At 64.6% G+C, this 12,877-nt stretch carries 9 protein-coding genes; 6 read left to right on the top strand and 3 right to left on the bottom strand.

Going from position 1 to position 12,877, the window contains the following annotated elements:
- Window positions 1–53: 53 nt before the first annotated feature.
- Window positions 54–1,898: a glycoside hydrolase family 35 protein gene (locus L2Y96_RS07150; protein ID WP_247334684.1), complete on the top strand. Its 1,845-nt coding sequence runs from the start codon at window positions 54–56 to the stop codon at window positions 1,896–1,898.
- A gap of 36 nt (window positions 1,899–1,934) precedes the next feature.
- Window positions 1,935–3,308 (top strand): alpha-L-fucosidase, encoded by a 1,374-nt coding sequence (locus tag L2Y96_RS07145; RefSeq protein ID WP_247334681.1) that lies wholly within the window; start codon window positions 1,935–1,937, stop codon window positions 3,306–3,308.
- A 256-nt stretch (window positions 3,309–3,564) separates the two neighbouring features.
- Here the strand turns inward: L2Y96_RS07145 and L2Y96_RS07140 are convergent, their stop codons facing one another.
- The 3 genes from L2Y96_RS07140 to L2Y96_RS07130 all read right to left on the bottom strand — a co-directional run bounded on the left by L2Y96_RS07140 (window position 3,565) and on the right by L2Y96_RS07130 (window position 9,023).
- On the bottom strand, window positions 3,565–4,620 hold the full coding sequence (locus L2Y96_RS07140) for a glycosyl hydrolase family 18 protein (RefSeq protein WP_247334679.1): 1,056 nt from the start codon (window positions 4,618–4,620) through the stop codon (window positions 3,565–3,567).
- Entirely contained in the window at window positions 4,617–6,257 is a 1,641-nt protein-coding gene (locus tag L2Y96_RS07135) for an alpha-L-fucosidase (protein WP_247334677.1), read from the bottom strand. Before L2Y96_RS07135 ends, L2Y96_RS07140 begins: the two co-directional genes overlap by 4 nt.
- Before the next feature lie 66 nt (window positions 6,258–6,323).
- The gene (locus L2Y96_RS07130; protein ID WP_247334675.1) at window positions 6,324–9,023 is read right to left on the bottom strand and encodes a TonB-dependent receptor; all 2,700 of its coding nucleotides are present in this window, start codon (window positions 9,021–9,023) and stop codon (window positions 6,324–6,326) included.
- 308 nt (window positions 9,024–9,331) lie between these two features.
- Here L2Y96_RS07130 and L2Y96_RS07125 point away from each other — a divergent pair, with 308 nt between their 5' ends.
- The 4 genes from L2Y96_RS07125 to L2Y96_RS07110 are packed head-to-tail and all read left to right on the top strand — an operon-like array spanning window position 9,332 to window position 12,870.
- Window positions 9,332–10,366: an aldo/keto reductase gene (locus L2Y96_RS07125; protein ID WP_247334672.1), complete on the top strand. Its 1,035-nt coding sequence runs from the start codon at window positions 9,332–9,334 to the stop codon at window positions 10,364–10,366.
- Window positions 10,363–11,196, top strand: coding sequence for an amidohydrolase family protein (locus L2Y96_RS07120; RefSeq protein ID WP_247334669.1), 834 nt, complete (start codon window positions 10,363–10,365; stop codon window positions 11,194–11,196). The genes L2Y96_RS07125 and L2Y96_RS07120 overlap by 4 nt, the downstream gene beginning before the upstream one ends.
- Entirely contained in the window at window positions 11,193–12,002 is an 810-nt protein-coding gene (locus L2Y96_RS07115) for an SDR family oxidoreductase (RefSeq protein ID WP_247334662.1), read from the top strand. The genes L2Y96_RS07120 and L2Y96_RS07115 overlap by 4 nt, the downstream gene beginning before the upstream one ends.
- A gap of 10 nt (window positions 12,003–12,012) precedes the next feature.
- Complete coding sequence (locus tag L2Y96_RS07110; RefSeq protein ID WP_247334636.1) at window positions 12,013–12,870, top strand: fumarylacetoacetate hydrolase family protein; 858 nt, start codon at window positions 12,013–12,015, stop codon at window positions 12,868–12,870.
- Window positions 12,871–12,877: the final 7 nt, after the last annotated feature.

Genomic DNA, 12,877 nt, shown 5'->3' with positions numbered 1-12,877 from the left:
CGCGCTTGAGCGCGATCCCCTCACCGCCCCGCCCAAAACGCAAGGCCCCAAGCATGCCGCAGTCCCGCCTGACCCAACTAGCCTGCGCCACCGCCCTCGCCCTCACCGCACTGGCCACGCCTAACGCATTCGCCAACCCGCAGGTAACGATCAACGGCCCGCACTTCATGCGCGAAGGTAAGCCCTACCAGATCATCTCCGGCGACCTGCACTTCCAGCGCATCCCGCGCGCCTATTGGCAGGACCGCCTGCGCAAGGCGCACGCCATGGGCCTGAACACGATCACTACCTACGTGTTCTGGAACCTGCTGGAACCGAAGCCTGGCCAGTTCGATTTCAGCGGTAACAACGACGTGGCCGCCTTCGTCAAAGCCGCGCAGGCCGAAGGCCTGAACGTGATCCTTCGCCCCGGACCCTATATCTGCGGCGAATGGGACGCCGGTGGTTATCCCGCCTGGCTGTTCGCCGAGCCGAACATCCACGTGCGCTCGCGCGATCCTCGCTTCCTCGCCGCCTCCGACCGCTACCTGCAGCGTCTCGGCAAGGAACTCGCACCGCTGCTCGCCAGCCACGGCGGCCCGATCATCGCCACCGAACTGGAAAACGAATACGGCTCGTACAGCAACGACAAGACCTACCTCAGCGCGGTGCGCGGCATGCTGCAACGCGCGGGCCTCACCGACGACATGCTGCTCACCTACGACGGCCCCGACCTGCTCGCCAACGGCACCTTGCCCGACGTGACGCCGGTGATCGACTTCTCGCCCGGCGAAGCGAAGAAGAGCTTCGAGATGCTCGCCGCCTTCCGGCCCGGTGTGCCGATGATGGCCGGCGAATGGTGGGCGGGCTGGTTCGACCAGTGGGGCGGCAAGCATGCGCACACGGATACGAAGCAGCAGGCCGACGAGCTAGCGTGGATGCTGCAGCAAGGCTATTCCGTGAACATCTACATGGTCCACGGCGGCACCAACTTCGGTTTCATGAACGGCGCGAACTTCCAGGGCGGCCCCGCCGACCATTACGCACCGCAGACCACCAGCTACGACTACGACGCCGCGATCGACGAGGCCGGCCAGCCCACGGCGAAGTACACGCAGTTCCGCGATGTCATCGCCAAGGCTACCGGGGCAAAGCTGCCACCCGTGCCCGCCTCACCCGCGGTCGGCACCCTCCCCGCTTTCACGCTGGGCGAGTCCGCCTCGCTATGGGACAACCTGCCCGCACCGCAGGCATCCGACCTGCCGAAGCCGATGGAAGCCTTCGGCCAGGCCTATGGCTACATCCTCTACCGCACCACGCTGAAAGGCCCCTTCCACGGCACGCTGTACCTCGGTGATGTGCGTGACTACGCGGCGGTGTATCTCGATCGCAAGCGCGAGGGCACCGTCGAGCGCCGGTTGAAGCAGGTCTCGCTGGATATCGACGTACCGGCGGGCGAACACACCCTCGATCTCCTCGTGGAGAACACAGGTCGCGTGAATTACGGCCCGCACATGGATGACGGCCGCTCGGGACTCATCGATCCCGTGATGCTGGGCGACGATGTCCTGCACGGCTGGCAGGTGTTCCCGCTGCCGATGACCTCGCCGGCGACGCTCCACGGCTGGACCACCGCGAAGGTGGAAGGGCCGGCCTTCCACCGCGGCACGCTGAAGATCAACAAGCCCATCGATACGTATCTGGACGTCCGCGCTTTCAGCAAGGGTGCGCTCTGGCTCAACGGCGCGAACCTCGGCCGTGTGTGGTCGATCGGCCCGCAGCATGACCTGTATGCACCCGCACCGTGGTTCCGCCGTGGTGAGAACGAGGTGGTCTTGTTCGATCTCGATACAACGCCGAAGCCCGAACTGAGCGGCGTGAACCAGCGCCTCTGGGCCGATCCGCCGAAGACTCCCTGATTCCCTCCTCCGCGTTCCCCAAGGAGCTCCTGTTCCATGTCATCCAAGCCTCGTATGTTCCGCCGCCTGAAGACCGCCCTGGCCACTGCGCTGCTCATCGCGCTGCCGTTGGCGGCACAGGCCGAGTCGTTTACCGATGTGAAGCCCTCGCCGCAGCAGGTGGCGTGGCAGGATCTCGAGTTCGGTGTCATCGTCCATTTCGGTACCAACACCTTCCTCGACCGCGAATGGGGCGATGGCACCGCCGCGCCTTCGGTGTTCAACCCGGACAAGGTTGATCCCGACCAGTGGGCGCGCGCGGTAAAAGCGGCCGGTGTGCGCTACATGGTGCTTGTGGCCAAGCACCACGATGGCTTTGCGCTGTGGCCGACGGGCCAGACGGACTACTCGGTTAAGGCCAGCCCGTGGAAGGGTGGCAAGGGCGATCTCGTCCGCATGGCTTCCGATGCAGCGAAAAAAGAAGGTCTGGGTTTTGGCATCTACCTGTCGCCGTGGGATCGCCACGATCCGCGCTACAAGGATTCGGCGGCCTACGATAAGTACTATCTCGCCGAACTCGAAGAGCTGGTGCAGCACTACGGACCGATCACCGAATGGTGGCTCGATGGCGCCGGCAGCGCCGGGCATGTCTACGATTTCGCGAAATACGTGGAGACGCTGCGCACCTACCAGACCAACGCCATGATCTTCGCCGACGTGGCCTTGTTCGATTACGGCGATATCCGCTGGGTAGGCAACGAACAGGGCATCGTCGAAGGCGAGAACTGGAACGTGATCGACCGCCACGGCCAGCTGCGTTGGCGGCCGCTGGAGGTCGATACGCCGCTGCACAAGGATCATTGGTTCTACAGTTCGAAGCCGGACTTCGCCTCGTCGCTGAAGACGGTCGATGAGCTCATGGCCAACTGGGAAAGCAGTGTCGGCCACGGCGGCCAGCTGATGCTGGGCGTGGCGCCGGATACGCACGGCCTGCTGCCCGATCCGGATGTCCGCCGGCTTGCCGAGTTCGGCAAGGCGCTGAAGGCGCGCTACGGCGACGAGGCGAATCTTGCAGCGAAGCACGCGCCGACGGATACCAACACGGCCGCCGCGCTCGATAACGACCCGACGACGTTCTGGTCAGCCCCGCAGGGCTCAGCGAACGCCACGCTGGAAGTCGACCTCGGCCGCGACGTCACCTTCGACCGCGCAATGAGCATGGAGTGGCTCGACGGCGGCCAGAACGTCCACGGTTACGCTGTGCAGGTGTGGGATGGCAATGCGTGGAAGACCGTGGCCCAGGCCCAGGCCATTGGCCACATGAAGATCGACACCTTCGCGCCGGTCACCGCCCGCAAGGTGCGCCTCAACATCCAGTCCGCCGTAGGCACCGCACGCATCCGCGAGTTCAAGCTTTTCAACGTCCGCTAAACCCCCGCCTCATCTCCGTAGGAGCCCACCCTGTGGGCGACGCCTCTCGCGATACCGTCGCAGGGCCTGTTGTGGTGGGGCGAAAGATGTCGCCCACAGGGTGGGCTCCTACGGGGTTGCCGCCCCGGATGTCGGGGCGGCGCTTTATCAGCCTCTCGCGATACCGCCGCAGGGCCTGTTGCGGTGGGGCGAAAGATGTCGCCCACAGGGTGGGCTCCTACAGGGTTGCCGCCCCGGGGGCCGGGGCGGCGATTCATTAGCGCACGGCGTCGGGTAATTCGTCCCAGATCTTCGGGTCTTCCGCGCCCAGCACCCAGGCGCAGAAGCCTTGCAGGCCGTATTGCTTCGCCACGTCGTAGCGGTCGCGGAAGGCACGCGCATCGGGCAGGAATACCCATTCGCGCATCTGGTCGCGGTAGAACCAGAAGAACGACTCGTGTTCCACCGGATCCCACTGCATCGTGGCGCCCACTTCCTTCGCCAGCGGGAAGGATTCATCGGCGTCGATGTACGCGGCGGAGATATTCGAGTTTTCCTTGCCATCGGCACCCACCGGGTTACCGGCGTACCAGTGATAGCCGTACAGGCCGATGCCCAGCGAGAGCTTCTCCTTCGGCACTACCTTCAAGGCGTACTGCAGATGCTCCATGACCCACGGCATGCCCGCCACCGGGCCCGGCGTGGTCCAGCGGGTGTGCTGGTCGTAGGTCATCAGGCAGACCAGGTCGAGCACCTTGGACAAGGCCTCGAGATCGTAGGCACCGCGCCAGTACTCCCACATCCATTTGCTGAAGGCGCCATGCCCGGCATAACCCGGCGCGTTAGGCACCACGGCCATCGTCAGCTGCAGGCCGTGCTTGTGCAGCGCTTCGTAGGTCTGTTTGGTGAGGAGCGTCAGCGCGTCACGGTCCGTCCAGGCGATGTTCTCAAAATCGAACTGATAGCCACTGAAGCCATGCAGTTTCGCCTGTTCGATCAGGCTCTCGATCATCACCTTCTTTGCTTTCTCGTCGCCGAGCAGCGTGTGGAAACGCTCGCGATCACCGCCGGCAGAGAGGATCGGCATCACCGGCAGCTTGTGCGCCTTGGCGATCTTCAGCACATACGGATCGGGACCGCCGGATACGAGGCCATGCTGGTCCACGGCGTACCACGTGGGTACCAGCACATCGATCTTGTCGGCGTGCGCTTCAAGCGACGCGATCGATTTCTGCGACTCCAGCATGTAGAAGAGCGCCACCGGAGCCTTGGCAAACGCTGCCACGGGCATCCACAGCAGGCAGGCGAACAGCGGGTAAAGCCATCGTTTCATGGGGTAGCCTTGATCGGAGCCGCCAGCGTGATGCGGTACACATACGCATCGCTGCCGACGGGTTGGGTGGGAAGCGTGAGGTGGAGGCCCTTGGCATCCTGGGTAAACGGCACGTCGCGGCCATCGGCCAGCAGCTCGACACGGTTCACCTTGTCGGCCGCCTTGAGCGCATGCACACTGACCTTGCCGCTCGCGGGCCAGCCCAGCTCGATCGCGTAGAGCTTGCCGTTGCCGGTGGTGAAGCGGAAATCCTGGGCCGTATAGGGCTTGGTCTTCGTATCCTGGAACGTCCCGCCCACCACTTCGGTCGGGCCCTCGCCGTAGACGCGCCACGGCTTGCTGGCGTAGATCGCCTCACCGTTCACCTTCAACCAGGCGCCTATGCTGCGCAGGGTATCCTGCGCGCCCTGCGGGATCGTGCCGTCGGCGCGCGGGCCGATGTTGAGCATGAGGTTACCGTTCTTGCTGACCACGTCGGCCAGGAGGTGGATGATGAAGGTCGGTGACTTGTACGTATCGTGCTCGACGTAGCCCCACGAGTCGTTGCTGATCGAGGTGTCGGTCTGCCAATGGGTCGCATGGATGCCGGTGAGCTGCCCACGCTCGATATCCAGCGTGCCGGCGCCTTCGGGCAGGTCGCCGAGCTTGTAGTTCACCACCACGCCATCGCGCTTCGCGCCATCGTTGTAGTAGTACGAAAGCAGGGTCGGCAAAGTGTTGCGGAAGGTCGGGTGGCCGATCCACCAGTCGAAATAGATGAGGTCCGGGTGGTAGTCGTCGATGATCTCGGCCGTACGCGCCAGCCAGTCATCCAGCCAGGCCTGCGAGACGTAGGTCCAGTCGTCGGCCAGGATCTCGTCGTGCTTGCTGAGGTGATCGACCGCGGGGCCGTACAGCTCGGCGTTAGCCGGATCGTTCACATCGGAATCAAAGTGGCGGCCGCCGTCGAAGAACCAGTCGTGCTCGGCGCGGTGCGAGGAAATGCCGAAGTGCATGCCCTGCCCACGGATCGCCTTGGCCAGCAGGCCGATCACATCGCGCTTTGGCCCCTTCTTCACCGCGGTCCAGTCGGAAAGCTTCGAGTCGTACATGGCGAAGCCATCGTGGTGCTCGGCCACCGGTACCACGTAGCGCGCGCCGGCTTCGCGGAACAACGTGGCCCACGCATCGGCATCGAAGTGTTCGGCCTTGAACAACGGCACGAAGTCCTTGTAGCCGAAACGGGATTGTGGCCCGTAGGTGGCCACGTGGTGGGCAAACTCTTTGGTGCCCTGCTGGTACATGTTGCGCGAGTACCACTCGCTGCCGAACGCCGGTACCGAGTAAACGCCCCAGTGGATGAAGATGCCGAACTTGGCATCGTCGTACCACGCGGGGGATTGGTAGGCCTTGAGCGAGGCCCAGTCGGGACGGAACGGGCCGTCCGAGACCTTTGCCGCCACGCCGGCCAGGATGGCCTGGCGAGCGGGTGCGAATTTTGCCGAGGCTTTTTGCCAGGCCTGGTCCTGGGTGTAAGGGGTTTGCGTTGTTGCGGTGGGGGCTGTCGGTGAGCTTGGGGAGTTATCGCGCGCAAGCGCGCTCCTACAGGAGAAGGCTAAGCATGCCAGGGCCAGGAGGGGCGTGAGCCGTGGGCGCATGGTGGAGCTCCTCATTCGCAAAAAAGGACCGGCGGCGCCGCAGGGAACGGCCACCGCCGGTGCGCGCTAAAGCTTGAAGTTAAGGGTCATGGAGTATGTACGGCCACTCTTGTATTCCCCGATGGGCGCGTACTTAATATCAGCGTACTGGTAATAGGTCGAGTCGAGCAGGTTGGTCGCGCTGAGGGTCACGCCCATCCACTCATTGACCTGGTACGAGGCGCTGAGATCCAGCTCCTTGTACGCATCGGAGAACACGTTGGAGTTCAGGCGGCCTACCTGGGTGAAGTACGGGGAGCGGCGGCTGTAGTTGATGCGCGCCGACCAGGGGCCGTGCTCGTAATACGGAATGATGTTGATCGTATTTTTCGACAGGTACGGCAGGTTCAGCGTATCGCCGTTGCTGTCGGCGTGCGTCGTGGCCTTGCTGTACGTGTAGTTCGTCTGGATCCCAAACCCGGCACCGATATCCTGCTGGTAGATGAAGGACAGGCCGGAGACCTTGGCGTTCGACGCGTTGACCGGCGAGGTCACCGAGTACACGTTGGTCAGGCCCGTGGTCGGGTCGGTGATCGAACGATCGGTCGTGGTCGTGACGATGTAGCTGTCGATCTTGCGAACGAAGCCTTCCACCGAAAGCAGGCTGGCCGGGGCGAAATACCACTCCGCCGAGAGATCGAAATTGGTGGACTGGTAGGGCTTCAGGTCCGGGTTGCCGGCGCTGGCGGTGAAATTGCCCGTGGCCGCACCGTTGAGCGAGGTGGCGCCCGCCAGGTCGGAATAGCGTGGTCGGGCGATCACCTTGGCGACCGACAGGCGCAGGACCTTGCTCTCGTCGATGTCGTACGCGACGTTCACCGAGGGCAGCGGCTTGTAGTAATGCGTGGTGTTCGAGACCCGCTGGTACGAGCCACCGTCGCTGTTCACGTAGTAATTCGAGGTGTCTTTCGTATCCACGTAGCGCACGCCGACATTGCCGCGCCACGGGCCGGACTCGTAGTTGACCTGCAGGTATGCGTCCTTGGTCACCTCGGAGACGCCGAACATCGCCGGGTAGTTCAGCGTGTACGGGCCCTGCGGCAGCGAGTTCAGGTAGGAGACGACCGCGCCCTTGCTGGCCGTCGGCCAGTCGGTGAGATCGCCGCTGGCATGCAGGCCGTCGAACAGGCCGCCCGGCGTGGTGCCCGGGTCGAAATCGAGCAGGGAGATGGCGTCCGTCGTGTTGAGGCGATTGCCGCGCGACTGGGTGCCGTCGAAGTGGTTCGTGTACTTCACGCCCATCTCGATCTTGTTGATCGGTCCCCACTCCAGGTCGCGCGAGGCATCGAACTGCGCATAGCGCTCGCGATCGGTCGTCTGCTCGTAGTAGATGCCGCCCGCCTGGTTCGAACCCGGCAGCGTGGTATCGCCCGCAGGCGATCCGGCCGGCGAGGCTGGCAGACCCCAGTTGGCGGCCGATCCGTTCTGGTAGTTCACGCTGGTATTGCGGCCGTCGTAGCCGAAATCGTACCCGCCGTTCTGCAGCAGGTATTTCATGAGGTATTCGGGGTCCTTGCCACCGCTCGCACTGGTGTAGCCCACCTGGCTGGTGAACACCCACGCATCGCCATTGAAATCGTGGCGCAGGTTGAGGCTCTTGGTGGAGACCTCGGTCTTGCGGTAGTTGGCATCCAGCTCGGCGTAAGGCTGGCCGTTGCCGGTATCGGCCGACACCGTGCCCGAGGTGATGTAGCCGTTGGCGACGTTGATATTCGTGAGCTTGTTCAGGTCGCCGCAGCCCGGGCACACATAGCGCGATTCGCTGAAGTTGTCGTACTTGCCCTTGACGTAGAGGCCGGTGAGGTTGAATTCGTTGCGCTCGTCCGGACGCCACTGCAGCGTGGACTGGATGCCGTTGCGCTCGCGGGTCTGCTGGAAATACGCGCTATTGATGCCGACGGGGATCTTCGCGTTCGCGTAGTTCGGGTCGCCCGTGACTGCCGGGTTGCCCGTGATGTTCGCGCCCGTGGTGTAGCCGAAGAATTCGATACCAGCGCGCGAGAGGTTTTCCTTGTCGTGGGTCAGGCTGGTCAGGAAACCGAACGTATCGTCGGCGTTCTTCCAGCTCCACAGTACGGAGCCTCGCGGATTGCCCTGCGCCGAGCGGTCGTTGTAGTTGTAGCCCAGCGAACCGCGCAGCGTGTTCGCCGGCAGGTCGAGCGGCTTGCGCGTGTGGATGATGACCGTGCCGCCGATGCTGCCCTCGTCGATGCGCGCCTCGGGCGATTTGTAGACCTCCATGAGGCCGATGATCTCGGGCGACAGCAGCGAATAGTTGAACGTACGGCCGCTGGTATCGGTGGGGTTACCACCCCAGTCGCCCGAGGCGATGGTCTGGCCGTTGAGCAGCACGCGGTTCAGTGCCGCATCGGTGCCGTTGACGCTGATCTTCTCGCCCTCGCCGAACTGGCGGTCCACCGTGATACCCGGTAGGTGCGAGAGCGATTCGGCGGCGTTGGTATCCGGGAACTTGCCAATGTCCGTTGCGCTGATCGCATCGACCACGGCATTGGCGTTGCGCTTGATGTCGATCGCCTTTTCCAGGCTTCCGCGGTAACCGGTCACCGTCACTTCCTGCAGCTGCTGGGCCTGCTTTTCGGCGGCCTTCTGCTGGGCGGTCTTCGGCGTGGCCGGATCGTTCGCGACCGGCGGCGCCTCCTGGCCGTGGGCCACGGCGGTTAGCGCGAACAGGATGCTGCTACAGAGCAGGGTCTTGCTGATCGTCATGTGGTTTGTCTCCCCCGAGGCAAATTTTGGGTGCACGCGTCCGGCCCCGCTGGGGCAGTGCGTATGCGGCTGCTTGGAAACGGTGACGCGGATGCCGACCCCTCGCCGACAACGTTGTCATTCTTGAAGCGCATGTGGCCTGCGCTTTGGTTCACTGGCGAACTCAGTATTCAGATATGACCGGACCGTTGCAAGATGCGACGCAACACGAAATTTCTTAGGACGCGCAAGAAATTTCGTAGTAAGACCTCTAGACAAGTTCACCTATAAACGTAGTATTTATAAATGCGCACCACCCAGGAGCTTCGATGCTGCCCCAGAATGCGAGCCAGAATCCCGCCCCGCCGCCCGCCTGGAGGCAGCCGGTGCTTTCGACGCTCTCGCCCCTGGCCTTTGGTGGCGCCCCCCTGGGCAACCTCTATACGGAGGTGAGCGATGCCGCGGCCGCCGCAGCCATCCAGCGGGCCTGGGAAGGCGGTATCCGCCATTTCGATACCGCGCCCTATTACGGTTTCGGCCTGAGCGAGAATCGGCTGGGTGCAGCGCTGGTCAACGTCTCACGCGCCAGCTTCACGCTTTCCACGAAGGTCGGCCGGCTGATCGAGGCCGATGCCGGACGCCAGGGCCAGGCCGATGGCTTCGCCGTCGACGGCCTGCGCGCCCGCTTCGACTACAGCCGCGATGGTGTACGCCGCAGCGTGGAAGCGAGCCTGCGCCGTCTCGGTACGGACCATATCGACATCCTGTTCCTGCACGACATCGGCGCGCTCACCCACGGTGAGCAGCACCCGCAGATCCTGGCGCAGGCACTGGATGAAGCACTGCCCGAAATGGCGCGCCTGCGGGACGAAGGCCTGGTGGGTGCGATCGGCCTTGGTGTGAATGAAGAGGCCGTCTGCCTTGAGGTGATGCCACGCTTCTCGCTCGATACGATCATGCTGGCCGGCCGTTACACCCTGTTCGAGCAGGAGGCGAGCCGTGAGGTGATGGCGCGCGCCGAAGCCGAGGGTGTCGCGATCCTCGTCGCCGGCCCTTACAACTCAGGCTTGCTCGGCGACCCGGACCGCCCGGGCGACACCTATAACTACGCACCCGCCTCCGCCGCGGTGCGCGAGCGTGCCGGCCGTCTCTACGACACCTGCCATCGCAGCGGCGCCGACGTAGGGGCGGCAGCGTTGCAGTTCCCCCTCGCCCATCCCGCGGTCGCCAGCGTCGTCTGCGGCCTGCGCTCGGTCGCTGAAGTCGAATCGGCGCTGGCACGCCAGAAGGCGGCCGTTCCCGCCAACGCGTGGGCGGCGCTACGCGCGGAAGGCATCATCGCGGCCGGTGTGCCCACGCCGTGATCATCGACGCGCACCGGCATTACTGGGATCCGGCGAGGCTTGCCTATGCGTGGCTCAGCGATGCGCCCGCGTCCTTACAGCGCGCGTTCCTGCCGGCTGATCTCGATGCACACGGCGATGCATGCCTGCTGGTACAGGCCGCACCGAGCGAAGAGGAAACCCGCTTTCTGTTTGAACTCGCCCGCACCACGCCAGATGTCCTCGGCGTGGTCGGTTGGGTGGACATGGAGGCGGCGGATGTCGAAGCGAGGCTCGACCGCCTGATCGCCGACGGTGGTGGATGGCTGCGTGGCATTCGGCCGATGGTGCAGGATCTGCCCGATCCCCACTGGCTGGTTTCGCCAGCTCTGGATCGTGCCTTCGAGCACCTGCGTGCGCGCGGCCTCGTCTTCGATGCCCTCGTCGATGGCCGCCATCTGCGCCCGCTGCAGGCGCGCCTGGCGAAACACCCAGGCCTGCGCGCGGTGATCGACCATGCGGCGAAACCCGAGATCGACACCGGCAGCTTCGCCGAGTGGGCCAGCGCGATCGCGCGGCTCGCGCAGATGCCCGAGGTGTACTGCAAGTTTTCCGGGCTGGCGACGCAGACAGCCAGTGGCGCGGATCCGATAGCGCTGGAGCCCTACGTCGCCCACCTCTTCGACGCCTTCGGCAGCTCGCGCCTGCTCTGGGGCAGCGACTGGCCGGTGGTAACGACTGCCGCGTCGTATGACGCGTGGAAGGCGTGCGCACAGCTTCTTGTACGGCGGCATGCCGCCGGGGCCGAGCCGGCCGTGTTGGGTGGCAACGCCACCGATGTGTATTCCCTTGATGTGAGGAAGGTTGCATGACGCCATCGGGTTCGACGGGCCGTCTCGCGGGTAAGCGGGCGTTGGTAACCGCCGCGGGTGCGGGAATTGGCCGCGCGACGGCGCTGGCGTTTGCGGCCGAAGGCGCGGAGGTCATCGCTACCGATATTGATGCGGCTAGCCTTGATGAGGTGGTGGCATCGTTCGCGGCGCTGGAGGTTGAGGGTTCGCGCGCGAAGCGCGCTCCTACAGGGGGTTCGGTTCGGGGCGTCCGGCTTGACGTTACCCGCCCTGAGGAAATCGCCTCTGTCGTCGCGGATGCGGGGGCGATCGATGTCTTGTTCAACTGCGCGGGCTTCGTGCACGCGGGCACCTTGCTGGATACCGATGAGACCGCGTGGCGGCGTTCGTTTTCGATCAACGTCGACAGCATGTTCCACACGTGCCGCGCCGTGTTGCCGGGCATGCTCGAGCGCGGCGCGGGCAGCATCGTGAACATGTCCTCGGTGGCCTCGAGCATCAAGGGCGTGCCGAACCGGTTTGCCTACGGCACCACGAAAGCCGCCGTCATCGGTCTCACCCGCTCGATCGCGGCCGACTACGTGGCGCGCGGCGTGCGCTGCAACGCGATCTGCCCCGGCACGGTGAAGACACCCTCGCTGGGCGACCGCGTGCGCGCGTTGGGTGGCGATGAAGAAGCGGCCTGGCGTGGGTTCGCCGAACGCCAGCCGATGGGCCGGCTAGGCGATCCGCGCGAGATCGCCGCGCTCGCCCTCTATCTCGCCTCCGACGAATCCTCGTTTACCACTGGCACCATCCATGTCGTGGATGGTGGCTGGTCCAACTGAAGGCCTCCTGATGAAACTCGTTCGCTACGGTGCCCCGGGCCAGGAAAAGCCCGGCCTCGTCGACTCCGACGGTGTGCTACGTGATCTCTCCGGCGTCGTCGCCGAGCTGTCCGGCGAAGCGCTGGGCAATGCCTCGCTGCGCGGCCTCGCCGCGATCGACCCCTCTACCCTGCCCCGTGTCGACGGCACGCCGCGCTACGGCGCACCGGTGGCCGGCATCGGCAAGATGATCTGCGTCGGCATGAACTACGCCGACCACGCGGCCGAAACCAACGCGCCCGTCCCGGAACAGCCGGTGCTCTTCATGAAGGCCACCACCGCCATCGGAGGGCCGAATGACACGGTCGTCATCCCGCGCGGCTCGGTAAAGACCGACTGGGAAGTGGAGCTGGGCGTGATCATCGGCGAGGTCACCCGCGATGTATCGATCGACGAAGCGCTCGAGCATGTCGCCGGCTACGCCGTCATCAACGATCTTTCCGAGCGCGAGTTCCAGCTGGAACACGGCGGCCAATGGGTGAAGGGCAAGAGCTGCGACACCTTCGGTCCGATCGGCCCCTGGCTGGTCACCCGCGACGAGGTGGCCGATCCCCAGCAGCTTTCGCTGTGGCTCGAAGTGAACGGCCACCGTTACCAGAACGGCAACACGCGGACGATGGTGTTTGGCGTGGCCCACCTGGTGAGCTACATCAGCCGCTACATGACCCTGATGCCGGGCGACGTGATCAGCACCGGCACGCCCGCCGGCGTGGGCCTGGGCCTGAAGCCGCCGACCTATCTGAAACCTGGCGATGTGATTGAACTCGGTATTGAAGGCCTGGGCCAGCAACGCCAGGACGTCGTCGCGCACCCTGGGCGGGCCGCCTGAACCCGTC

Origin of the sequence: Luteibacter aegosomaticola, from assembly GCF_023078475.1 — a bacterium.
Classification (GTDB): Bacteria; Pseudomonadota; Gammaproteobacteria; order Xanthomonadales; family Rhodanobacteraceae; genus Luteibacter; species Luteibacter aegosomaticola.
Note: the sequence above shows the minus strand (reverse complement) of the source record. Positions and strands in the feature narration are given on the sequence as shown.

Excerpts from the sequence above, each read along its gene's own strand:
- L2Y96_RS07150 (WP_247334684.1), top strand. The coding sequence starts at position 54 with ATGCCGCAGTCCCGCCTGACCCAACTAGCCTGCGCCACCGCCCTCGCC.
- L2Y96_RS07115 (WP_247334662.1), top strand. The coding sequence starts at position 11,193 with ATGACGCCATCGGGTTCGACGGGCCGTCTCGCGGGTAAGCGGGCGTTG.
- L2Y96_RS07140 (WP_247334679.1), bottom strand. The coding sequence starts at position 4,620 with ATGAAACGATGGCTTTACCCGCTGTTCGCCTGCCTGCTGTGGATGCCC.
- L2Y96_RS07130 (WP_247334675.1), bottom strand. The coding sequence starts at position 9,023 with ATGACGATCAGCAAGACCCTGCTCTGTAGCAGCATCCTGTTCGCGCTA.
- L2Y96_RS07135 (WP_247334677.1), bottom strand. The coding sequence starts at position 6,257 with ATGCGCCCACGGCTCACGCCCCTCCTGGCCCTGGCATGCTTAGCCTTC.
- L2Y96_RS07125 (WP_247334672.1), top strand. The coding sequence starts at position 9,332 with ATGCTGCCCCAGAATGCGAGCCAGAATCCCGCCCCGCCGCCCGCCTGG.
- L2Y96_RS07145 (WP_247334681.1), top strand. The coding sequence starts at position 1,935 with ATGTCATCCAAGCCTCGTATGTTCCGCCGCCTGAAGACCGCCCTGGCC.
- L2Y96_RS07110 (WP_247334636.1), top strand. The coding sequence starts at position 12,013 with ATGAAACTCGTTCGCTACGGTGCCCCGGGCCAGGAAAAGCCCGGCCTC.